This is a genomic window from Streptacidiphilus sp. PB12-B1b, from assembly GCF_014084125.1.
Classification (GTDB): domain Bacteria; phylum Actinomycetota; class Actinomycetes; order Streptomycetales; family Streptomycetaceae; genus Streptacidiphilus.
This window is the reverse complement of sequence record NZ_CP048405.1, coordinates 301,819-323,583: the sequence shown is the minus strand read 5'-3', so window position 1 is coordinate 323,583 and position 21,765 is coordinate 301,819. Positions and strand designations below refer to the sequence as shown.

Below are 21,765 nucleotides of genomic sequence, written 5' to 3'. Positions count from 1 at the left end.
TTCAGGCTTCGGGGACCTGGACGACCCGACCCTTGCGGCTCTATATGGGGGCACATGCCAGCAAAACGGACAGATCTCATCACCCACACGAGTGAAATCAGGGGGTGCACAGCAACTTGTCGCAAGCTTGTGACAAGAGTAGGCGAACAACTGCCCGCCTGTACCGGAAACGGCCACGTATGGTTCTGCCATGGCAGTGAAGCGCTCTGGTTCTCCCCTCAACAAGGTCGGTCTCGGTGTACGCCTCCTCGGCGCCAGTGTGCTGGCCGGCGCACTCGTCGCCGGTCTTGGCCTCCCCGCGGTCGGCGCGGTCGGACTGGGGGCCAAGGCGGCTGTCAAGGACTTCAACACCATCCCGGACAACCTCAAGATCCCGACCCTGTCCCAGGCGTCGACAATCTACGACGCCGACGGCGGCGTGATCGCCAAGGTGTTCTCCGAGGACCGCACCTCCGTGCCGCTCAGCAAGATCGCCCCGATCATGCAGAACGCGCTGATCGACATCGAGGACCACCGCTTCTACCAGCACGGCGCCATCGACCTCGAGGGCACGCTGCGCGCCCTGCTGAAGAACTCCAGCTCCGGCGACGTCAGCCAGGGCGGCTCGACGCTGACCCAGCAGTACGTCAAGAACGTCTTCATCAACAACGCCGGCGACGCCAACTCCGCCGGCTTCGCCGAGGCCACCCGGCAGACCACCGGCCGCAAGATCCAGGAACTGCGCTACGCCATCAAGCTGGAGGAGACCCTCTCCAAGCAGCAGATCCTCGACGACTACCTCAACATCACCTATTTCGGTGAAGGCGCGTACGGCATCGAGGCGGCCGCGGAGCTGTACTTCAGCGTCCACGCCAGCCAGCTCAGCATCCCGCAGGCGGCCATGCTGGCCGGCCTGGAGCAGTCCCCCTCGGCCTACGACCCGACGGTGAACCCCCAGGCTGCCACCCAGCGCCGCAACACCGTGCTCGCCGCCATGGCCACCTACGGCACCATCACCCAGGCCCAGGCCGCCAAGGCCGAGGCCGCCCCGCTGGGCCTCAAGGTCACCTGGCCGAAGACCGGCTGCATCACCGCCCAGAAGGGCGAGGGCTTCTTCTGCAACTACGTGAAGAACATCGTCCTGCAGGACCCGGCCTTCGGCGCCACCTCCGACGCCCGCGAGGCCCTGTGGAACGCCGGCGGCCTGCAGATCCACACCACGCTCAACCCGAAGGACCAGGCAGCCGAGGAGAAGGCGGTCTCCGACCACGCCTACCCGAGCGACGCCGCGGCCGCCGCGACCAGCATGGTCCAGCCCGGCACCGGCGACATCCTGGCCATGGCCCAGAGCCGTCCGTACGGCACCGGGAAGAACGAGACCGAGATCAACTACAACGTCAACGCGTTGTACGGCGGCGCCCAGGGCTTCCAGACCGGCTCGGTCTTCAAGGCCATCACCGCCGCCACCGCCCTCTCCCAGGGCATCCCGCTGAGCTACGAGATCAACTCGGTCGTCTCCGGCGACTACCCGGAGATGACCGACTGCAGCGGACACGTCATGCCCGAGCAGCCCGGCATGGAGAACGACGACGACACCAAGTACGGCAACATCAACATGGTCAAGGCCATGGCCGACTCGGTGAACACCTACTTCGTCCCGCTGGAGCAGCAGGTCGGCCTGTGCAACGTGGTGCACATGGCGCAGTCCTTCGGCCTCGGCTACCAGGGCACGCTGAACAAGTCGGGCACCGGGCTGCTCCCGATCTCGCAGACGCAGACGCTCACCCTCGGCGTCAACAGCCTCACCCCGCTGCAGATCGCCAACGCCTACGCAGCCTTCGCCGCCGACGGCATGTACTGCAACGCCACCGCGATCACCCGGGTCACCAACGCCGCCGGCAAGAACCTGCCGGTGCCGTCCCCCGACTGCCACCAGGCGGTCACACCGTCCGTCGCCGAGGGCGTGAACACGCTGCTCGCCTCGGTCGTCTCGGACGAGGGCACCGGCGCCACCGTCGGCATCCCGTGGTCCGACGCCGGTAAGACCGGTACCACCAACAGCGAGAACCAGGCCTGGTTCGCCGGTTACACCAAGCAGATCTCCGACGCCACGGTAATGACCAACCCGAACTACCCGACCAGCTACTCGCTCGACCACACCACCATCGGCGGCGTCTACTACGACACCGCTTACGGCTACCTCACCTCCGGGCCGATCTGGAAGCAGGCGATGATGGCGGCCATGTCCGGCCTGCCGGACATCACCCTGGACTTCGCCCCCTCCCCGGGCGGCGGCGGCTCGCAGTCGTCCACCACGGGCGGCACCACCGGCGGCACCACCACCTCCACCGGCGGGAACGGCAACAACACCGGGGGCAACGGCAACACCGGCGGGAACACCGGCGGCAACAGCAACGGCAACAACGGTGGCACCAACGGCACGACCACCGGCTTCACCGGCGGCGGTGGTGCCGGGGGCACCAACGGCGGCACGGTGGGTGCGGCAGGCGGCACCGGCGGCGGTGGCAGGAACGGCGGCGCGGGCGGCGCCCCCGGCGGCCTGACCGGCCTCATCGGCGGCGCCCAGGGCGCCACCGGCCACTGACCCCAGGCTCACGTACGCACGAGGGCGGGCTGCCCCGGTTCACCACCGGACCAGCCCGCCCTCGCCACACCCAGCCCCCTACGGGCCCCACGTGCGCGGACCCGCCCGGCTGAAGTCCGGGCCCGGTGCCTCCGCCCCCGGCCCGCTCCCCCGTCGCTTCCCTGCCCGGATGGCCATCGGCCCCGCCCCCGCCGAGGCTCCCCGCACCTTCCGGATCCCTCGCGCCGACCGCCGCCCCCGCGTCCCCGCTGGCCTGCGGACCCACCGCCCCCGCGGCCAGGCCCCCGCGCCCGCTGCCCCTCGGGGCGCCCCCGCGCCCCGGCGAGCGGTTCAGCCCGCCAAAGCCTGCTTGACCGCGGCGGCAACCCGGCCGCCCTCGGCCAGCCCGGCCACCTTCGGGTTCACCAGCTTCATCACCGCGCCCATCGCCCGCGGTCCCTCGGCCCCGCCCGCCCGGGCCTCCGCCACGGCTCCGGCGACGATCGCCGTCAGCTCCTCGTCCGAGAGCTGCTTGGGCAGGTAGGCCGCCAGGATCTCGCCCTCGGCCCGCTCCCGCGCCGCCGACTCCGTCCGGCCGCCGGCCTCGAACGCCTCGGCGGCCTCGCGGCGCTTCTTCGCTTCGCGGGTGATCACCTTGAGCACCTCCTCGTCGGAGAGCTCGCGGGCCACCTTCCCGGCCACCTCCTCGTTGGTGATGGCGGACAGGGTGAGCCGGATCGTGCCGGAACGCAGCTCGTCCCTGGCCCGGATCGAGGCGGTCAGGTCCTCCTGCAGCTGCTTCTTGAGCGTCGTGGTCATGCGGCCCAGTCTCCCACCCCGAACAGGCGGCTGCCCCCCATTAACCGCGCGTCCGCCCTCTGCGACCATGGACGGATGCGACCCCTTTACGCCGTACCCCTGGGAATCGCCGCGACCGGCGCGGCCTGCGTGGCCTACGCCGCCGGAGTCGAGGTGCGTTCGTTCCGGCTGCGCCGGGTGACCGTGCCCGTCCTGCCGAGCGGGACGCGACCGCTGCGGGTGCTTCAGCTGTCGGACATTCATATGGTCAACGGGCAGCGGAAGAAGCAGCAGTGGCTGCGGGACCTGGCCGGGCTCAAGCCGGACTTCGTCGTCAACACCGGCGACAACCTGTCCGACCCGGAGGCGGTCCCGCAGACCCTGGACGCCCTCGGCCCGCTGCTCGACTACCCCGGCGTGTACGTCTTCGGGTCCAACGACTACTACGGGCCGGTCCCGAAGAGCCCCACCCGCTACCTCGGGGCCATGCTCACCGGCGACCACGGCCTGAACCGCTCCGACGGCTCGGCCCGGCGCGGCACCTTCGGCGCCGTCCACAACCCGTGGACCGACCTGCGGGACGGCTTCGACAGCGCGGGCTGGGTGGACCTCACCAACACCCGCGGGCGGCTCAAGGTCGAGGGCCTGGAGCTGGAGTTCACCGGCCTGGACGACCCGCACATCCGCCGCGACCGCTACAGCGAGGTCGAGGGCGGCCCTTCCGAGGACGCCGACGTGTCCATCGGCGTCGTCCACGCCCCCTACCTGCGGGCCCTGGACGCCTTCACCGCCGACCGCTACCCGCTGATCCTGGCCGGCCACACCCACGGCGGACAGCTGTGCATCCCCTTCTACGGGGCCCTGGTCACCAACTGCGACCTGGACCGCAAGCGGGTCAAGGGGCTGTCCCGGCACTCGGCCGGGGGCCACCGCGCCTACCTGCACGTATCGGCGGGCTGCGGCACCAACCGCTACACCCCGGTCCGCTTCGCCTGCCCGCCCGAGGCAACCCTGCTGACCCTCACCCCGCGCGCCTGACCCACACCGGGCCGCGGGGCCCCACAGGCCGACCCCCGGCCCGTCCGGCCACCCGTCCGCAGCCGCACCCGGCTGAGGCCGCAGCCCGTCCAGGCTGCCCCCGCCCAGGCAGCACCGCTCAGGACTGCCCCTGGTTCAGGACTGCACTCGGCTCAGGGCTGCACCCAGCCATGCTGCCGCGAGGTCTCCACGGCCACCTTGACCAGCCGCTCGATCGCCGGGGAGCGGTTCTGGCCGTGAGTGATCAGGTGGATCTCCACCGCCTCGGCGGGCTCCAGCGGCAGCCACACCAGCCCGGCCGGGAGGCCGACCCGGCCGGTCTCGCCGACGACCGTCACCGCCGCGCCGGACGCCACCGGCGTGTACGCGGCGTCGAAGTCCAGGCCGCGCACCAGCACCTCGGGCTTGGAACCGGCGCGGGCGCAGATGTCCAGGATCTGGTCGTAGTGGCCCGGGTTGTGGTCGCGGGCGTGCAGCAGCAGCTTCAGCCCGTCCAGATCGGCCGGGTCGAAGGACTCGCCGCGGGCCAGCGGATGGTCCCGGCTGATGATCACGCCCTGGCGCTCCAGCCGCAGCAGGGTCAGCACCAGTTCCTGCTGCGGCGGCGCGCAGCGCACCAGTCCGACGTCCAGCGTCCCGGCGGCGACGCCGTCGACGATGTCGGCGAAGACCATCACCCGGGCCGACACCTCGATCCCCGGGGCCTCCTCGCTCATGGCCAGCAGCAGCTGCGGCGCGGTCTCGTAGCCGGCGCTCATCCCGTACCCGAGGGTGATGCTGCCGAGCCGCCCGTCGGCGAAGCCCCGGACCCCGCGCCACAGGCTCTCGGCGGCCTCCAGCAGCCCCGGGCCCCGCTCCATCAGCATCCGCCCGGCCTCGGTGGGGACCACCTGGTGCGTGGTCCGGCTGAGCAGCTCGACGCCCAACTCCCGCTCCAGCTCGCGTACCTGGCGGCTGAGGGCGGGCTGGGCTATGTGCAGCCGCTCGGCGGCACGGGTGAAGTTCCGCTCCTCGGCGACAGCAAGGAAGTAACGCAGGCGACGCAGCTCGGACATGCCCTCATCCTAGGCGCGCGGCCATGCCGGGACGGCATGGAGCCAGGGAAAACAAGTCTTTCCCGCATCCCGGGCGGCCCTCCTACGATTTATCCGGGAATTCAGGGGGACAGCCGGATATCCGGCACGTGAATTCCCCGGACACCGCCGCCCCGGCGCACCTCCGCGCCCCGGCCGACCGGCCCGTCCCCGCCCCGAGCCCACCCGGACGCCGTCCTGCACCGACCCCGCCCGGGCCGCCGCGCCGGACGAATTCCCCGACGCCCACGGTGCGAAAGGAGCCGTCATGAAGGCCATGCTGCCGACCGGGGCCATCGAAAAGGCCGTGGAATTCGGCGAGACCGGGGAGCCCGAGCCGGGCGCCGACGAAGCAGTGGTGGCGGTGGAGGCGTACTCGGTCAACCGGGGCGAGACCTTCTGCCCGGAGGACCCGAACCGCCGCCGTCAGCGCCACCGAGGAACGCGGCCGACGCCTGCTGGAGCTGGGCGCGGCCGAGGTCCTGCCGGACGCCGGGAAGGCCACCGGCAGCTACGACGTGGTCCTGGAATCCGACGGAGGCGACTCTCTGCCCGCCGCCCTGGCCCGGCTCGCCCCAAAGGGCCTGCTGATCTGGTTCGGCCAGGCCAGCCGGCCCCGGTCACCCTCGACTTCTTCGACTTCTTCGCCGCGGGCGTTTGGCGGCTCGATCAAGCACTTGGACTACACCCGCAGCGACCGCAGCTACGGCCAGGACCTCGCTGTCCTGGTCCACCTGGTCGAGACCGGCCGGCTGCACCCGGAGGTCGGCCTGCGCCAGAACTGGTCCCGCACCGCCGAAGCGATCCCCGCCCTCCGCGCCCGCCGCATCCGCGCCCGCCGCCCCCGCGGCAACGCCATCCTCCAGCTCCCCTGACCTGCACCCCGGCCACCCCCACCCGACAACCGGATTTCGTCCCACGGCCCAGGTCCGCTAGAGTAATCCTCGTTGCACCGGGGTGTGGCGCAGCTTGGTAGCGCGCTTCGTTCGGGACGAAGAGGCCGTGGGTTCAAATCCCGCCACCCCGACCCAGGTCAGGGCCCCTGTCGAGATCATCGGCAGGGGCCCTGATGCGTTCCCGGAGCTGCTCTGGGGGAAAATGGGGAGACGATCTCTCCCTGTTCGACGTGACCGCCACGTCGAACGCGACCAGTCGGCATGACACGTGGCAGCTGTGGTCGACGTCGACTGCGGCGGCACCTCCCGCTCAGATGTCGATGCGGGAGCGGTCCAGCAGGGCGGCGGAGTCGACGATGAACTCCTTGCGGGGTGCCACGTCGTTGCCCATCAGCAGGTCGAAGACGCGCTCGGCAGCCTCCAGGTCGCCCATGTTGATCCGGCGCAGGGTGCGGTGCCGGGGGTCCAGGGTGGTCTCCGCGAGCTGGTCGGCGTCCATCTCGCCCAGGCCCTTGTAGCGCTGCACCGGCTCCTTCCAGCGCTGGCCCTTGCGCTGGAGTTCCAGCAGCGTGTTGCGCAGTTCGCTGTCCGAGTAGGTGTAGAGGTACTTCTCCTGGCCCTTGCGGGGGTTGGTGAGCTCGATCCGGTGCAGTGGCGGCACGGCCGAGAACACCCGACCGGCCTCGACCATGGGCCGCATGTAGCGCTGGAACAGGGTGAGCAGCAGGATCCGGATGTGCGCGCCGTCGACGTCGGCGTCGGCCAGCAGCACGATGCGGCCGTAGCGGGCCTGGTCGATGTCGAAGGTGCAGCCCGAGCCGGCTCCTATGACCTGGATGATCGCGGCGCACTCGGCGTTCTTCAGCATGTCCGAGACGGAGGCCTTCTGGACGTTGAGGATCTTGCCGCGGATCGGCAGCAGCGCCTGGAACTCGGAGTTGCGGGCGACTTTGGCGGTGCCCAGGGCCGAGTCGCCCTCGACGATGAACAGTTCGCTGCGGTCGACGTCGTCGCTGCGGCAGTCGGCGAGCTTGGCCGGCAGCGAGCTGGTCTCCAGCGCGGTCTTGCGGCGCTGGGCCTCCTTGTGCTGGCGGGCGGCGACCCGGGTGCGGGCGGCGGCGACGACCTTGTCCATGACCGCGCGGGCCTGGGCCTTGTCGTCGCGCTTGGTCGAGGTGAGGAAGGCCTTGAGCTCGCGGGCGACGACGGCCGAGACGATCCTGGTGGCGGCGGAGGTGCCCAGGACCTCCTTGGTCTGGCCTTCGAACTGCGGCTCGGCCAGGCGGACGGTGACCACGGCGGTCAGGCCCTCGGTGGCGTCGTCCTTGGTGATGTCGTCCTCGGCGACGCGCAGCAGTTTGGCGGTGCGCAGCGCCTCGCCGAGGGTCTTGGTCAGCGAGCGCTCGAAGCCGGAGACGTGGGTGCCGCCTTTGGGGGTGGCGATGATGTTGACGAAGGAGCGCAGGGTGGTGTCGTAGCCGGTGCCCCAGCGCAGCGCGATGTCGACCCCGAGTTCCCGGGTGACCTCGGTCGGGGTCATGTGGCCGAGCTCGTCCAGGACCGGCACGGTCTCCTTGAAGCTGCCGGTGCCCGACAGCCGCAGGGTGTCGCAGACGGCCTTGTCGGGCGCGAGGTAGTCGCAGAACTCGGCGATGCCGCCGTCGAAGCGGAAGGTCTGCTCGTCGGCGGCGGCGCCGTCGACGCCGCGCTCGTCACGGACCACGATGGTCAGCCCCGGCACCAGGAACGCCGTCTGCCGGGCCCGCGCGTGCAGGTTCTCCAGCGAGAGCCGGGCGTCCTTCAGGAAGATCTGCCGGTCCGCCCAGTAGCGGATGCGGGTACCGGTCCTGTGCTTGGGCACCCTTCCCCCGGTGGTCATGCCGGCGGCAGCCCGGAACGGAGCATCGGGCCCGTCGCCGTCGAAGGTTCCGGCGATGCCGCGGCGAAAGCTGATGGCGTGGGTGGCACCGTGCCGGTCGACCTCCACGTCGAGGCGGGCGGACAGGGCGTTGACCACGGAAGCGCCGACGCCGTGCAGACCGCCGGAGGCGGCGTAGGAGCCACCGCCGAACTTTCCGCCCGCGTGCAGCTTGGTGTAGGCGATCTCAACGCCGGACAGCCCGGACTTGGGCTCGATGTCCACCGGGATGCCGCGGCCGTTGTCACGGACCTCGAAGGAGGCGTCCGCGCCGAGGACGACTTCGATCCGGTGGCAGGCGCGGGCCAGGGCCTCGTCCACGGCGTTGTCGATGATCTCCCACAGGCAGTGCGTCAGGCCCCGGCTGTCGGTGGAGCCGATGTACATGCCGGGGCGCTTGCGGACCGCCTCCATGCCTTCAAGGACAAGGAGATGTTTCGCGGTGTAGTCCGAGTGGTCCTCCGCCGGAAGCATGAGCGGGCGACTAGAGGGGGTGATCACGCGGTTCTCCTCGGAACTCGGGCTGAGGGCTGCGGGCTTGGTACTGCGGGTCTGCGTTGCGCGGCTGGGGGCGCGGGTGGGGGAAGGCTCACCGGTGGGTCAGCTGATGCCTGCTCATGCCGGCCGGTGCTGCCGCTCCTTGTCGGAATGCGCGCACAGTACAGGTGTTCACCTGGTCCAGGCGGGATATGGCGGACAGCCGGAACGGCCACAGGGGCCGTGCGCGGCTGGTGCACCCCTGGCCAGGACGTCTCCCGTTCGCCAGGGGGTGAGATCGCCGCAGACCCCCCACCGAGGGCCTGCGCGGGGCCTTCCAGCGCTGCGCGCGGGTCACCTTTTCCGTCCGCCGGCGGCGGACGGGCGAAAAAGCCCCTGAAGGGCCCATGGTGGACCTGACAGGCCCATCACGTAGGGGGATGTGTCGAGTAGGTAGTTCGTGGCTTCTGGGATCTTCCAGGTACCTTTTTGCCATACTCGCAGGCACGATCCAATGTATGCTCAACCGCATCACGGCTCAGGATGGATGGCCCGCCGGACGCGGGTCGGCCAGAGCCAGGATCCCGAGCCGACAGACACCACACGACGCGTCAACGCCCGCTGCAACATGGCGTGAACGCCCCGCCGCAGTGAGACGGGGGCGGGGCCGCGTTGTGCCAGAAAGGGTGCACCGTGACTGAGACCGACCACCCCGCCCCGTCCGAAGCCGAGGGTGCGGAGACGGCGTCCGCGCCCGCGTACGACGGCGGCGCCATTCAGGTACTGGAGGGACTTGAGGCCGTCCGCAAGCGCCCTGGCATGTACATCGGCTCGACCGGCGCGCGTGGCCTGCACCACCTGGTGCAGGAGATCGTCGACAACTCCGTCGATGAGGCCCTTGCGGGTGTCTGCGACACCATCGACGTCACCATCCTGGCCGACGGCGCGGTCCGTGTCATCGACAACGGCCGGGGCATCCCGGCCGACATCGTCCCCGGCCAGGGCAAGCCCGCGGTCGAGGTCGTGCTGACCGTGCTGCACGCGGGCGGCAAGTTCGGCGGCGGCGGGTATGCCGTCTCCGGCGGCCTGCACGGGGTCGGGCTCTCGGTCGTCAACGCGCTCTCCACACGCCTCACAGTCGAGATCAAGACCGGCGGCTTCCGCTGGTCGCAGGAGTACAAGGCCAGCGTGCCGGTGGCGCCACTGGCCAGGCACGAGGAGGCCGGCGAGACCGGTACCACGATCACGTTCTGGGCCGATCCGGAAATCTTCGAGACGACGGACTACTCTTTCGACACGCTCTCCCGGCGGTTCCAGGAAATGGCCTTCCTGAACAAGGGACTGACCATCTCGCTGACCGACGAGCGTCCGGACCACACCGACGACGAGGGGCGGCCGAATGCGGTCCGGTACTGCTACGCGGGTGGCATCTCCGACTTCGTGACCTACCTGAACTCCCGCAAGGGCGAGGTCGTTCACCCCTCGGTCGTCGACTTCGAGGCGGAGGACAAGGAGAAGGCGATCTCCGTGGAGGTCGCAATGCAGTGGAACGCCTCCTACAACGAGGGCATCTACTCCTTCGCGAACACGATCCACACCCATGAAGGCGGCACCCATGAGGAGGGCTTCCGCGCCGCGCTGACGGGCCTGGTCAACCGCTACGCGCGCGACAAGAAGCTGCTGCGGGAGAAGGACGACAATCTTACCGGCGAGGACATCCGCGAGGGTCTGACCGCGATCATCTCGGTGAAGCTGGGCGAGCCGCAGTTCGAGGGCCAGACCAAGACGAAGCTCGGCAACACCGAGGCGCGGGCGTTCCTGCAACGCATCGTGACCGAGCACTTCGGGGACTGGCTGGACCGCAACCCGGTGGAGGCGGCGGACATCGTCCGCAAGTCGCTCACCGCCGCCACCGCCCGCGTCGCCGCGCGCAAGGTGCGCGACCTGACCCGCCGCAAGGGCCTGCTCGAATCCGCGGCTCTGCCGGGGAAGTTGGCCGACTGCCAGTCGAAGGACCCGTCCGAGTGCGAGATCTTCATCGTCGAGGGTGACTCGGCCGGCGGCTCGGCCAAGCAAGGCCGGGACCCGCGGGTCCAGGCGATTCTGCCGATCCGCGGCAAGATCCTCAACGTGGAGAAGGCCCGGATCGACAAGGTCCTTCAGAACGCCGAGGTGCAGGCGCTGATCTCGGCCTTCGGTACCGGTGTGCATGACGACTTCGACCTGCAGAAGCTTCGCTATCACAAGATCATCTTGATGGCCGACGCCGATGTGGACGGTCAGCACATCTCCACCCTGCTGCTGACCCTGCTGTTCCGGTTCATGCGGCCGCTGATCGAGGCCGGCCATGTCTTCCTGGCCCGCCCGCCGCTGTACAAGATCAAGTGGGCCCGGGACGACATCGAGTACGTCTACTCCGACCGTGAGAAGGAAGCGGCCCTCGCGGCCGGCCGCACGGCAGGGCGCAAGCTCCCCAAGGACGACGCGATCCAGCGGTTCAAGGGTCTCGGCGAGATGAACGCCGAGGAGCTCCGGGTGACCACCATGGACCGGGACCACCGGCTGCTCTCCCAGGTCACCCTGGAGGACGCCGCCCGCGCCGACGACCTGTTCTCGATCCTGATGGGCGAGGACGTCGAGGCCCGCCGCTCCTTCATCCAGCGCAATGCCAAGGACGTCCGGTTCCTGGACGTCTAGCCTCCGCGCTTCAGGTCGGTACGGTCGGATTCACGGAGTGCACTTTCCGCACGACCGAAGCACCCGAGGGCCAGGGCGGGGATCAACCGCCCGGCCCACGTGGGGCGGTGTGGATGCTGGTGAGGGTCCGGGGACTGCGGGCGGCGGGGACCGGAGGTCACGCGTCGGCGCCGATCCCCGCGATCATGGTGGTCACCTTCGGGTTCAGCCGGAGCCCTTCTTCTTCCCCAGTTGGGGACGGGGCAGACCGGTCGGGCCTACCGGGGCACGCAGCAATGACCATCGCGTCGGCCGCCATGGCCGACGCGATGGTCATTGGGGGAGGCATCCCCTTACGTTCAGGCGGGATGAGCCGTGAACCACGCCCGGTTGTCCCTGAGCCACTCACCGAACCGCAGGCCTGCCGCGGCGAGATCGCCGACCAGCGCCTCGTCGGTGAGCATGTAGCTGCTCCAGGCATGGGACCAGGTGTTCTCGCCGACCTGGTATTCGACCTCGGCGCGCATGCGCGGAGGTTCCCAGCGGGCTAGGCGTATGGTGCGCCGTATACCCGCCGTCTCCACAACCGGCTCCGCATGCTCGAGTTTCTCGAACCAGGTCGGTGGACTCTGCTGGAAGACAGCGATTCCACCGTCGCGCAGATGGTGCCGAACGGTGGCGAGGAAATCCTGACGGGTGACCGGATCAGAATTGATCATCTGGCTGGCCAGGAGCACCACGTCGAACGAGCGGTTCAGTCGCAACGACTGGATCGGTGAGCACACCGTCTCCAGGTCCGGACTTTTGGCGAGCATATCCGAGGAGTGGTCGACTCCGGTCACCGGGTGCCCCCAGGCCGCGAGTGGCCGCAGAATTCGACCTGTGCCGCAGCCGAGTTCGAGAATCGAAGCGCCGGGCGGCACGGCTGCATGCACAATCTCCGGCTCGCCGACTGTCGGCAGCAATCCGTAGAACTCGACCGCGCATCCGTCATTCGTTATCGCACCAGGTCCGGTGCCTATGGGGTCATCAGTCACGAGAGCGATTGTGTAGGAGAGAGCATGCGCCATCAACCCTGATCCCGCTCGTGTGTGACACGCCCGGAGTCGGCAGAGGGCGAAGGCAATCCGGCGAGGGATCGTCCGATGGCCCTCTGAATACGGATATCAGCGAGCAATCCCTCCGAAGACCGGAGGTGTCACCGGGCTTCTCGCCAGGATTCGTCCCCGCGTTCGCTCTGCTGCATCTCGACAGCAAGCTGCTCCCAGTGCCTGGCATAGTGACCCACTACTTCAGCGAGCATGCCGACGCAGTGCGGCGGCACTTGCGCGAACAGTTGCTCGGCGGCCGCGAGCCCCCGGGCCTGGCTGTTGAGCCAGCGCAGCAGGGTGCGACCACTGTCCGTGAAGCGGATCGATGGGTCGTTGGCGAGGGTGTCCAGGGCCTTGATGCGGGTACGGGCGACCTCCCCCGACGAGGAGTCGTCCGGGTGCGGAACCGTGGTCAGTCCGGGCTCCCTTCGGGATCCGGAGATGACGAGCCCGGACGGCCACGCGGAGTCCTCCCGCACGCGGATGTTCACCGGGGCCGGTCGCTGCCCCCCAGGGGTGGGCGCGGTGGGACGGGACCGCAGCTCCTGCCGCAGTCGGTGCGCGGTGCTGATGGAGACACCGGCCGCCTCGGACACTTCGCGCAGGGACGCCTTGGGCTGCTCCGCCAGCAGGCCGAGTGCCTTCTCGCGCCGTTCCCGTATGTCGACCGGACGCACCCGACCGTCCTTGCCCAGGCGCGCGACCGACGGATTCGAGTGAGGAGATTCCTCAGTCGAAAGCCTCCCTCGGGCCGCACCGACGGTCTTCGGCGACACCCCGGCCGCCGTGGCGATGGCGCGGTCCGACCAGTGCGGATGGGTGGTCAGGATGCGTACGACCGCGGTTTTGCGGTCCCTGAGAGTCAGCGGCAGGCCGTGGTTGACGTTGGCCTGGACCGAGCGGATGAACAGATCGGCCGATGACCCGTCGACGTATCGCACCGCGATGTCGTGCTCACCGCGCAGGATCGTGGCCTGGAGCCGGTGCATCCCGTCGACCACGCGTCCCTCCTCCCGGTGCACGAGGATCGGTTCGAACTCGGTCCCGCTGTCGGCCAGAATCTTCACGTGATCCTCGTTCAGCCCCTCCACGCGGGGCGAGTCCGCCGGGAGCAGGGATCCGACCGGCACCGTGTGGATCGGCCTCTGAGCTTCCTCGAACATCTGACCTGCCCTTTCCATCCGCGGCATCCGAGCGTGGCCGAGCTCCGTGAACCGGATGAGCGCCGGCTGGGCGACAGGGGTGCCTCATGCTCCTGCGGGCAAAGGTTCCGCACCCACCTACCGCATGGCTCACTGGTTGCTACCGAGAACTGCCTCGCCGTCCCAGGTCGTGTCGCGGAGAACTCCGACGGACGGTCAGTGCGTCCGCGCGGTGGCCTAAGTGACCAGGACGGCCGGGCCCGGGGTGCGGGTTCCATTTCGAGTTGCGGAATACCTCGGATCCTGCTTGCAGGCGTTCCCGACCTGTTCCCGCGCTGCCCCATACATGAAGCACCGCTGCTTGTGCATATTCCCTCTTTCCGACGCGACCGCCGTTGACAGCCTTCCCGTCCGCTCATTAGCTTCTCCTCGGAATTACTCAAACCAAAGGAGGTGTTCGGACATGGCTCAAATCCTTGAGCTCACGCGGACCCAGGCTGAGTCCGCAATGCGGGCGGCCATGACGATCGACGCGATCGTCGGCCGGCTCACCTACGACGAGGAGTTCGCCAAGAACCTCTCGGTCGACCCGCGTGGAACCATGGAGGCGGCTGGCCTGTCGTTCGACAAGGAGGGCATGGACAGCCTCATGCTGGCCGATGCCAAGCGTTTCGACGGTGCGTGCGAGGCGCTCTTCAACCTCGTTGACGCGGAGTTCCTGTACCGTGTCGCCGCGCCGTCCTGCGACCCGCTCTAAACAGCATCCGGGCATTCGTCGGCCTGCCGACCGGACGGATATTCCGTCCTGCGGCAGTCCGCGAGTCTCAGTAGGATTCTGCGTCATCAGCAGTACGTCCGCGTGATCTCCTGATCCCTGAAGGAGTCGCCGGGCACTGTGGCCTGATAGCCGGCCCCGAGTCGGCTGGCGCAACGCTCAGGAACGGCAAGGGGTCGGCATCAGGCCACAGCACGTTCACAAGCTCATCCCGGCTACGAATTCCTGCAGTCAGGGCGGCGGCGAGCCGCCTCCGCACAACAGGGCAAGGGTTACAGATCCGTCCAGAGCCCGATCACGGCTCCTGGAACACGCTCCGGGTCTGGAACCCGCTGTCCAGCCAGGCGTCGCAGCAGCCCTTGACGAGGATTCGTGCCGCTACGGCGGTCCGACTGCCATCCACGGTTGCCGCCCCATGGATTCACTGTTCCGTATGACGCCAACCGGATCCGCCGATCAGCGATTCCACTGAAGGAAAGCCATGACCGCCGTTTTGCTCGTCAATCTCGCCAGCCTCCCCATGCCCGGAAACGATCCCATCTTCCCCATCGGGATCAGGTGCATACAGGACGCGCTGGAGCGGGAGAACCACAGGACACGGCTGATCGATTTCATCGAGGACCCCTCGGCCTCCACGGACCTGTCATGGGCCGCAGAGCCATGGGACGTCATCGGCTTCACCATCAGGAACATCGATCCGGTGGACCTGTCCTGCGACGGGCACGTGACACACTACGAGACCTTTCTCGCCCGGATCCGCGAGGCGCTGGGCCACCGTCGTCCGCTGCTGGTGGGCGGCGGCCCCGGCTACAGCCTGTTCGGGCCGGAGCTGATCAGCCGACTCGGATTCGACGTCGGGGTGGTGGGGCCCGGCGAGCAGTCCATGCTCGAGATCGTCGCGGATCCCCGGAAGTACCTCGGGTTCGGGCAGAACCTGTCCGGCGATCGCTATCCGGGATTCATCGCCAACAGCCTGGACCACCCCGAGCGGCTGCTGTCGGCCTATGCCTCCCGGGGCGGCTCGATCGGCGTGGAGACCAAGCGCAAGACCTGCTACCAGGGATGCGTCTACTGCCCCTACGCCTACATCAGTGGTGACAACGGCGGCGATCACAAGCCGACGGGGGCGATAGTCGAAGAACTGCGGACCGCCTACGGGAGCGGGATCCGGGATGTCTTCTTCACCGACGGTATCTTCAACAGCGAACTGAGTTTCGCCAAGAACGTGGTCCGCGCGGTGACTGCCGCAGACCTGTCAGGGCTGACCTGGTCCGCATACTTCACGCCCAAGCCGTTCGATGACGAGTTCGCTGACCTCCTCTCCGTCAGCAACGTCGGCCCGGTCATCATTTCACCCGACAGCCTGGACGACCGGGTGATGCGGGCGCTCGGCAAGAGCTTCGACACCCGGCATGTGGAGAGGTTCATCGAACGATGCCGGCCCCGTGGCATCAAGTTCAAGGTCAGTGTGGTGCTCGGTGGCCCGGGTGAGACCCGGGAGAGCGTCCGGGCCACGGCCCAGTGGATCAACGACAACCTCGACTCGGAGGAACTGACGCTGAATGTCGGCTACCGCGTCCTGCCCGAGACCGAGCTGGCCCGCCAACTGGGCCTGGAGAACGCCGAGATACTGGACCCGACATTCCATCCACTGGACCCGGACCTGTTCTCGTGGGTCATCGGTGACCTGGACAGCCGCTTCCTCACCACGGGCCGGATGCTCAATCTCATGGCCGGCCGGACCTCCAGTCGGAAGATGCTGAAGATCCCCCTCACCCCCGGCGGCTCCCCGGCGCCCCAGGAGGGCCGGGAATTCGTCGCGCTCACGCGTCGCATGCTGCCCATAGCGGAAGTACGGAATGGTGGAACGGAGAACCGTGCCCGGTGTTGATGGCGTGGTGCGCCAGTTGGGACCGGCGGATGCCGAGCACGTGTACCGGCTGTCCGGCGGATTCGGCCTCACGTCGGCACGCCTGCGGCAGGAGCTGGCCGCCACGGACGACTTCCGCTGGGTGGGGCTGAACGACTCGGACGGGCGGCTGTACGCGGTTCACCGGAGCATGCGGTGGGGCCCCTATCTCTTTCTCAAGGGTGTGTACGTCAGCGAGGACATGCGCGGCTCGACTGCCGCGCTGCGACTGGCGTTCGCACTGCGGGACACGGCCAAGCAGGAAGGCCTGTTCGGGATCGCCGCGTGGTTCGAACCAGGCATGCAGGAGTCGGGCATCGCCGAAGTCCTGGGCATGAGCCCTCGGCGGCCGCTGATCTACCGCGTCGGTCTCCCCTTGCCGTCGGACGACCACGCGGAGGACAAGACGTCCCAGCCGACCACCAGTACCGATCGGCCGAGGTTCCGGGGAGAGATCATGCTGCCACGCGACGAGCGCTCGGCGGCACCGACCGTGGATCTGTTCGGCCGGGCCGACCGGTCCGACGGCGAAGGGTCTCCCGCGGACGAGTCAGCAACGCGTGTCCACTGGGTGCTGGACGGCAGCCGACTGGTGTCGAGCGTGAGTCTCGGGACAGACGGCAACGGGCTCAGGGCGTTGGTCGACCTGCTCCGGCCGGCCGCACGGGCGAACGGCGCCGACACGCTGGAGTTCCCGGTCCTGGCCGCTGACATCCTGGGCGCACTCCAACTGTCGCAGGCCAAGGTGCGCCGAAGGAACCGGGTACCCATCTGTCTGGGTTCCCGGCACTTCGCAGGGCCTTTCCCGGCGAGCCTCCCGCCCCGTCCTACCGGGGTGACGCCGTGCTGACCGACCTACGCCCGCACGAGCTGCGCACGCTCTGCGCCGACGGTGACCCGGCCGAGCTGATGCGGCGGTTCCGTCGGTCCAACCTGGACGTGGCCGAGCTGAGACGCCGGCTGTGCAGCCGTGAGGGGTCCCCGACGGCCGAGCCCGGTACCCGCACCGTGGTCCTGACGGACGTCACTGGCAGGACCACCGACATGGCGGTGTACGTCCCCAGCGGCACGGACAGCAGCCAGCTCGGCGCCCTGGTACTCCTGCACGGCGTCGGCGGCAGCGGCCCGAGTCTGCTGCCGCGGTTCCAGGCGCTCGCACGGCTGTTGAACGTCGCCCTGCTCTGCCCCACGGCGCGGCCCGTGGAGAAGCGGTCCAACCGCCTCGACATGGCCGGGTTGTTCGGCAACCGGTTCGACGCGCCGTGCTGGGATCTCGACGGCGACGACTTTCCGCTTGCCGCGCTGTACTGGGCACGGACGACGCTGAACGTCCATCCGGACCGTTGCATGGTTGTTGGCGTTTCGATGGGGGCGCTGGCCACCTGGAACCTGGCGATGCGGTTCTGGGGGCGCTTCTGCGCCGCGGTGCCGATCAACGGGGCCCTGTCGATGTGGGAGGCGTTCGGGACGGATCTCAGAAAGCGCGCGCTGCTGCGGAACCTGCTGCCGCTTCCCCTGTTCGTCGTGCACGGTGCCGAGGACACGCAGATCCTGCCCAGATTCGACCGGGAGTCCGTGGCAGGTCTGCGGGAGCTCGGGCACGGGGAGCTGCGGTACAGCGAAGTCGCAGGCGGCCGGCACGCTCTGGGGACTCTCGACCTGGAGCGTGGGGAGTCTCCGCGTTTTCGCGAGCTGGCAGGCTGGCTGGCCGGTCGGCACCGGTCAGGCGCGGTGACCGAGATCCGGCACCGTGCCCTGGACCACGGTCACGCCCGGGCCTACTGGGTCGAGCTGGACCGGCTCGTGCCCCAGTCGATCGCGGAGGTCCACGCCGAGCGGATGTCCGGGGACGCGATCCGGATCCGGGTGAGCGGGGCTCAGCAGGTGCGCCTCCACCTGCGCAGTGACCTGTTCGCCCCGGGAGACGTCAGCGTGGAGGTCAACGGAGTCCTGCACACCGTCGAGTTCCGCCCGGAAACGAGCAGGCTGTTGCAGTCGTACCGCGAAACCGGTGATCCCGAGCTGCTCGATGAGCAGGTAACCGTGCTGTCAGCCGGCGGAGACGGGCCGTTGGACAGGGGGGAACCGCGGTGAGCGAAGACCGCCGTTCCCTGGCGTCACTGATCATCTCCCGCGGCTCCCGGGTCGACGGGCGGCCGATCATCGACAGCCGGGGCCGTATCCAGCTCGCCAGGGCAGGGCTCATGAACGCGAGCGTCCAACCTGGCGATGTCGTTCTGCTGATCGATCTGAGTGCGGCCGACACCATCACAGCGATGCTGGCGGTTTGGCTGCTCGACGCCGTTCCCCTGATCGCGCCAGGCATCCAGGATCTGCCTGAAGACCTGCAGCGGGTGTGTCGGCTGCACCAGGACCTGGTCGTCACGCCGGCCACGAACCGCACCGTCGTCCCCGGGCTGGGCCGGACGGCCGTGCTGATGCCGACCTCAGGCAGCACCGGAAAGCCCAAGACGGCCCGTCGCGGGATTGCCGGCGTGCGCGTCGAAGCCGCCGGTTACCGGGACTACCTGGAGTTGGTGCCGGCCGATCGGGTCGCCGTACCGGTGCCGATCACCCACTCCTACGGCTGGGGCCTGGTCATGGCCGCCCTCCTGACAGGCTGCGACATCGACACGACGCCCACCAGCAGGCTGCGGACACTGGCCAATCTGATGGACTCGGGGGCGGTCTCGGTGGTGGTGCTGACACCGGCGCTCGCCAGGCTCCTGCTGGATGTGAAGCGCAGCGGGGACCAGAGCGTGCGTTGCGCGCTGGTGGGGGCCGGTGGCGTGCCGGACGCGCTGGACGCGGCGTTCCAGGAGCGCTTTCGCCGGCCACTGCACCGCGGTTACGGATCCACCGAGACCGGCGGAATGTTTCTCGGGCCCCGGGGCATCGGCCGGCCGATCGCCGGTATCCAGGTCCGGAGGCCTGTGGGACGCGGACGGGGTGAACTCGTCCTGGAGATGTCGGCACCGGTGGAGGGAACCCTCGGCCGCACCCCTAGTGACGTCTGGCATACCGGCGACATCGTCGAGTGCGACGCGGACGGCATCTACCACCACATCGAACGCGTCCGCTCGGCTGTCCGGCTCAACAGCCGGTTCGTCGACCCGGAGCCGCTCACCCGCGGGTTGCGCGAGATATCCGGCGCCACCGACGTTCAGATCCTGGTTCTGGGACGCGATGGGACTCCAGAAATCGAGGACCTCTATGCCGTGGTGGAGACCCGGTCCACCATTGCCGAACGCACGCTGGAGAGTTACTTCTCGCAGCTGCCCGATTCGATTCCAAGACCGCTGGTCCTACAGTTCAGTGGATTTCCGCGCAATATTCTGGGAAAACTCGACCGGGATGCACTGACCACCCTCGTAAGAAAGGAGTCCCGCCATGGGCGATAACGGGACCGCCGGTCGGGCGGATACCGGCACGGACTTCGCCGCCCTGATCGCCGGACTGCTAGTGGAGATGCTGGGCGAACTCGGCACGGCGCCATTCCCTCTCGATGAGGTCAGGACCGAAGGCAGTATCCGGAACCGGGATCTGGTGGAGCTCGGGCTGGGGTCGTTGGACTGGATCAGGCTGGCGCTGCGGGTCGGCGAGGAAACCGGCCTCGAGCTGCCGGAAGAGGTCCTGGTCGACGCCGGGCGCCGCACCGTGGCCAGCTGGGCCGAAGCGCTCCTGCTTGCGTCGTGCCCGACTCCCGGGACAAACCCGGCAGAACCGCTCGATCAGGAATGAGAACCGGCCAGGACCGCGGCTCTGTGCACACGCGCAAGCACGGCACGCGCAATTCGTGCGATCACAACGGAGGGGAACACCGAGATCATGCAGGTCACGCACCGGGGAGACCGGTTCGTCATCATCGATGACTTTCTCGACGAGGCGATGCTGACGGAGATGCGCACACTGATGGCCCGCGCCACCTTCTCGGAGGTGCAGAGCGTCATCCACCCGGAAACCGACGGCAGGGCCTTCCGGTCTCGAGGCACCTATCTCAAGGGTGACGCCCTCGGCCAGGAGGACAGCGCGGGCCGGCCGAAGGCGTACGAGAAGATCCTCAGGGCGGTGGCGGCCGAGCCAGGGATCTTCGGTACCCGCGGGGACGGCTGGGACCAGGCCGGCTTCACGTTCTGGCGGTACCCCGCCGGAAGCAGGCTGAGCTGGCACAACGATGCCGGGGGTGGCCGCAGGGGCGAGTTCATCGTTTTCCTGCATGACACCTGGAATGCCTCGTGGGGCGGCGAGCTGATGGTACTGAACGAGGAACCTGCGGCGTCGGCCGATGGCACCGGGAGTTTTATCGCGCAAATGGAGAAGCAGGTCAGACAGTCCACGGGCAGCCCCGTCGCGATCCTTCCCAGACCCAATCGGCTGGTGCTCGTGAAAGCCGGAACGACGCACCAGATCAACCGGGTGGATTCCACCGCGGAGGCACCCAGGTGCACGCTGACCGGCTTCATATCGAAGAAGACCACGGAGACGACCGGCACGGAAGCCCGGGAAACACTCCTGCGATTGATGGGCGAGTCGGCCAGGAAAGCCTCGTAGGCCGAGCTGGAAGCCCGGCGGTCCATAACGCCAAGGCGGACCCCGGCCGAACCGGAATCATCGAGCAGGCGTCCGAGAGCAGGAAACGGAGTACATCATGCAGGTGACGCAGCGCGGACGGCGCTATACCGTCCTCGACGACTTTCTCGACGGCCCCGCGCTGGCGGAAATCCGCCGGGTCATGACCCACAGCACATTCGCTCCGGCGCAGGGCCCCATCCAGAAAGCGGAGGACGGTACGCCGTACAAGTCGCGGACTACCGTCGTCCGGAACGGGACATCCGATCGGCGCACGGCCGGAGGACCCGATACGTACGACCGCGTCCTTGATGTCATCACCGCGGCTCCGGCTCTGTTCGGGGACCTCGGCAGCGACTGGGACCGGGTGGGCTTCACTTTCTGGAAATATCCGGTGGGATCCCGCTACGGATGGCACAGTGACGCGGGCGGCGGACGAACGGGCGCCTACATCCTGTTCCTGCACGATGAATGGCGCGCCTCCTGGGGCGGTGAGCTGCTGATCCTGGACGAGGGCGTGGGAGAACCGGGCGAAAGCACCGACACGGCGGAGGTCGGGGCAGCGGTCCAGCGGTCCGCACTGAGCCCGGTCGCCGTCCTTCCCAGGCCCAACCGGCTGGTCCTGCTCAGCGCGGGAACCCCGCACCAGGTCAACCGGGTGGATCCGACCGCGGTTCGGGAGCGGTGCACCCTCACCGGCTTCGTGACGAGGAGGTCCGACGGCGCCGGAGCAGAAGCGCGGGACGGACTCCGCAGGTTCCTGACCTCTCTGGAAGGCGCTCCCGCGCAGCCAGGTGTGCATAGCGGGACGTCCGGGCCAGGGGACTGAGTGCCCGTCCG

At 68.7% G+C, this 21,765-nt stretch carries 17 protein-coding genes and 1 tRNA gene; 13 read left to right on the top strand and 5 right to left on the bottom strand.

Annotated features, from left to right (window positions below; all coding sequences use genetic code 11):
- The first annotated feature begins 190 nt into the window (after positions 1-190).
- On the top strand, positions 191-2,584 hold the full coding sequence (locus tag GXW83_RS01435; RefSeq protein ID WP_182441057.1) for a transglycosylase domain-containing protein: 2,394 nt from the start codon (positions 191-193) through the stop codon (positions 2,582-2,584).
- 330 nt (positions 2,585-2,914) lie between these two features.
- On the opposite strand, the gene GXW83_RS01430 is transcribed toward GXW83_RS01435, so the two are convergent.
- Positions 2,915-3,382, bottom strand: coding sequence for a GatB/YqeY domain-containing protein (locus GXW83_RS01430; protein WP_182441056.1), 468 nt, complete (start codon positions 3,380-3,382; stop codon positions 2,915-2,917).
- A 75-nt stretch (positions 3,383-3,457) separates the two neighbouring features.
- Here GXW83_RS01430 and GXW83_RS01425 point away from each other — a divergent pair, with 75 nt between their 5' ends.
- On the top strand, positions 3,458-4,399 hold the full coding sequence (locus GXW83_RS01425) for a metallophosphoesterase (protein ID WP_182441055.1): 942 nt from the start codon (positions 3,458-3,460) through the stop codon (positions 4,397-4,399).
- A gap of 152 nt (positions 4,400-4,551) precedes the next feature.
- Here GXW83_RS01425 and GXW83_RS01420 read toward each other — a convergent pair whose 3' ends face one another.
- Positions 4,552-5,454, bottom strand: coding sequence for a LysR family transcriptional regulator (locus tag GXW83_RS01420; RefSeq protein ID WP_182441054.1), 903 nt, complete (start codon positions 5,452-5,454; stop codon positions 4,552-4,554).
- A 473-nt stretch (positions 5,455-5,927) separates the two neighbouring features.
- Here GXW83_RS01420 and GXW83_RS33650 point away from each other — a divergent pair, with 473 nt between their 5' ends.
- Together GXW83_RS33650 and GXW83_RS01410 are read left to right on the top strand one after the other, a co-directional pair.
- The gene (locus tag GXW83_RS33650; protein WP_370466851.1) at positions 5,928-6,347 is read left to right on the top strand and encodes a zinc-binding dehydrogenase; all 420 of its coding nucleotides are present in this window, start codon (positions 5,928-5,930) and stop codon (positions 6,345-6,347) included.
- A 78-nt stretch (positions 6,348-6,425) separates the two neighbouring features.
- Positions 6,426-6,499 (top strand) — tRNA-Pro (locus GXW83_RS01410).
- 179 nt (positions 6,500-6,678) lie between these two features.
- On the opposite strand, the gene GXW83_RS01405 is transcribed toward GXW83_RS01410, so the two are convergent.
- Complete coding sequence (locus tag GXW83_RS01405) at positions 6,679-8,760, bottom strand: type IIA DNA topoisomerase subunit B (RefSeq protein ID WP_182446965.1); 2,082 nt, start codon at positions 8,758-8,760, stop codon at positions 6,679-6,681.
- A gap of 696 nt (positions 8,761-9,456) precedes the next feature.
- On the opposite strand from GXW83_RS01405, the gene gyrB reads away from it, so the two are divergent.
- Entirely contained in the window at positions 9,457-11,460 is a 2,004-nt protein-coding gene (gene gyrB, locus GXW83_RS01400; protein ID WP_182441053.1) for a DNA topoisomerase (ATP-hydrolyzing) subunit B, read from the top strand.
- A 338-nt stretch (positions 11,461-11,798) separates the two neighbouring features.
- Here gyrB and GXW83_RS01395 read toward each other — a convergent pair whose 3' ends face one another.
- Together GXW83_RS01395 and GXW83_RS01390 are read right to left on the bottom strand one after the other, a co-directional pair.
- The gene (locus GXW83_RS01395) at positions 11,799-12,476 is read right to left on the bottom strand and encodes a bifunctional 2-polyprenyl-6-hydroxyphenol methylase/3-demethylubiquinol 3-O-methyltransferase UbiG (protein ID WP_182441052.1); all 678 of its coding nucleotides are present in this window, start codon (positions 12,474-12,476) and stop codon (positions 11,799-11,801) included.
- Positions 12,477-12,637: 161 nt separating this feature from the next.
- Positions 12,638-13,693 carry a helix-turn-helix domain-containing protein gene (locus GXW83_RS01390; RefSeq protein ID WP_182441051.1) on the bottom strand — a complete coding sequence of 352 codons (1,056 nt, stop codon included), beginning with the start codon at positions 13,691-13,693 and terminating at the stop codon, positions 12,638-12,640.
- Positions 13,694-14,135: 442 nt separating this feature from the next.
- On the opposite strand from GXW83_RS01390, the gene GXW83_RS01385 reads away from it, so the two are divergent.
- The 8 genes from GXW83_RS01385 to GXW83_RS01350 all read left to right on the top strand — a co-directional run bounded on the left by GXW83_RS01385 (position 14,136) and on the right by GXW83_RS01350 (position 21,754).
- On the top strand, positions 14,136-14,429 hold the full coding sequence (locus GXW83_RS01385; RefSeq protein ID WP_182441050.1) for a hypothetical protein: 294 nt from the start codon (positions 14,136-14,138) through the stop codon (positions 14,427-14,429).
- Between the two features lie 499 nt (positions 14,430-14,928).
- Complete coding sequence (locus tag GXW83_RS01380) at positions 14,929-16,338, top strand: B12-binding domain-containing radical SAM protein (protein ID WP_182441049.1); 1,410 nt, start codon at positions 14,929-14,931, stop codon at positions 16,336-16,338.
- Positions 16,325-17,206 (top strand): hypothetical protein, encoded by an 882-nt coding sequence (locus GXW83_RS01375; RefSeq protein WP_182441048.1) that lies wholly within the window; start codon positions 16,325-16,327, stop codon positions 17,204-17,206. Before GXW83_RS01380 ends, GXW83_RS01375 begins: the two co-directional genes overlap by 14 nt.
- A 194-nt stretch (positions 17,207-17,400) precedes the next feature.
- The gene (locus GXW83_RS01370) at positions 17,401-18,450 is read left to right on the top strand and encodes an alpha/beta fold hydrolase (protein WP_182441047.1); all 1,050 of its coding nucleotides are present in this window, start codon (positions 17,401-17,403) and stop codon (positions 18,448-18,450) included.
- Positions 18,447-19,757, top strand: coding sequence for an AMP-binding protein (locus GXW83_RS01365; protein ID WP_182441046.1), 1,311 nt, complete (start codon positions 18,447-18,449; stop codon positions 19,755-19,757). The genes GXW83_RS01370 and GXW83_RS01365 overlap by 4 nt, the downstream gene beginning before the upstream one ends.
- Positions 19,747-20,097 carry an acyl carrier protein gene (locus GXW83_RS01360; RefSeq protein WP_182441045.1) on the top strand — a complete coding sequence of 117 codons (351 nt, stop codon included), beginning with the start codon at positions 19,747-19,749 and terminating at the stop codon, positions 20,095-20,097. The genes GXW83_RS01365 and GXW83_RS01360 overlap by 11 nt, the downstream gene beginning before the upstream one ends.
- A gap of 87 nt (positions 20,098-20,184) precedes the next feature.
- Positions 20,185-20,907, top strand: coding sequence for a 2OG-Fe(II) oxygenase (locus GXW83_RS01355; RefSeq protein WP_182441044.1), 723 nt, complete (start codon positions 20,185-20,187; stop codon positions 20,905-20,907).
- A gap of 97 nt (positions 20,908-21,004) precedes the next feature.
- On the top strand, positions 21,005-21,754 hold the full coding sequence (locus GXW83_RS01350) for a 2OG-Fe(II) oxygenase (protein ID WP_182441043.1): 750 nt from the start codon (positions 21,005-21,007) through the stop codon (positions 21,752-21,754).
- The last annotated feature ends 11 nt before the right edge of the window (positions 21,755-21,765 follow it).

Coding starts and splice junctions, on each gene's coding strand:
- GXW83_RS01435 (WP_182441057.1), top strand. CDS start 191: ATGGCAGTGAAGCGCTCTGGTTCTCCCCTCAACAAGGTCGGTCTCGGT.
- GXW83_RS01430 (WP_182441056.1), bottom strand. CDS start 3,382: ATGACCACGACGCTCAAGAAGCAGCTGCAGGAGGACCTGACCGCCTCG.
- GXW83_RS01425 (WP_182441055.1), top strand. CDS start 3,458: ATGCGACCCCTTTACGCCGTACCCCTGGGAATCGCCGCGACCGGCGCG.
- GXW83_RS01420 (WP_182441054.1), bottom strand. CDS start 5,454: ATGTCCGAGCTGCGTCGCCTGCGTTACTTCCTTGCTGTCGCCGAGGAG.
- GXW83_RS01405 (WP_182446965.1), bottom strand. CDS start 8,760: ATGCTTCCGGCGGAGGACCACTCGGACTACACCGCGAAACATCTCCTT.
- GXW83_RS01390 (WP_182441051.1), bottom strand. CDS start 13,693: ATGTTCGAGGAAGCTCAGAGGCCGATCCACACGGTGCCGGTCGGATCC.
- GXW83_RS01385 (WP_182441050.1), top strand. CDS start 14,136: ATGGCTCAAATCCTTGAGCTCACGCGGACCCAGGCTGAGTCCGCAATG.
- GXW83_RS01380 (WP_182441049.1), top strand. CDS start 14,929: ATGACCGCCGTTTTGCTCGTCAATCTCGCCAGCCTCCCCATGCCCGGA.
- GXW83_RS01370 (WP_182441047.1), top strand. CDS start 17,401: ATGGCGGTGTACGTCCCCAGCGGCACGGACAGCAGCCAGCTCGGCGCC.
- GXW83_RS01360 (WP_182441045.1), top strand. CDS start 19,747: ATGGGCGATAACGGGACCGCCGGTCGGGCGGATACCGGCACGGACTTC.
- GXW83_RS01355 (WP_182441044.1), top strand. CDS start 20,185: ATGCAGGTCACGCACCGGGGAGACCGGTTCGTCATCATCGATGACTTT.
- GXW83_RS01350 (WP_182441043.1), top strand. CDS start 21,005: ATGCAGGTGACGCAGCGCGGACGGCGCTATACCGTCCTCGACGACTTT.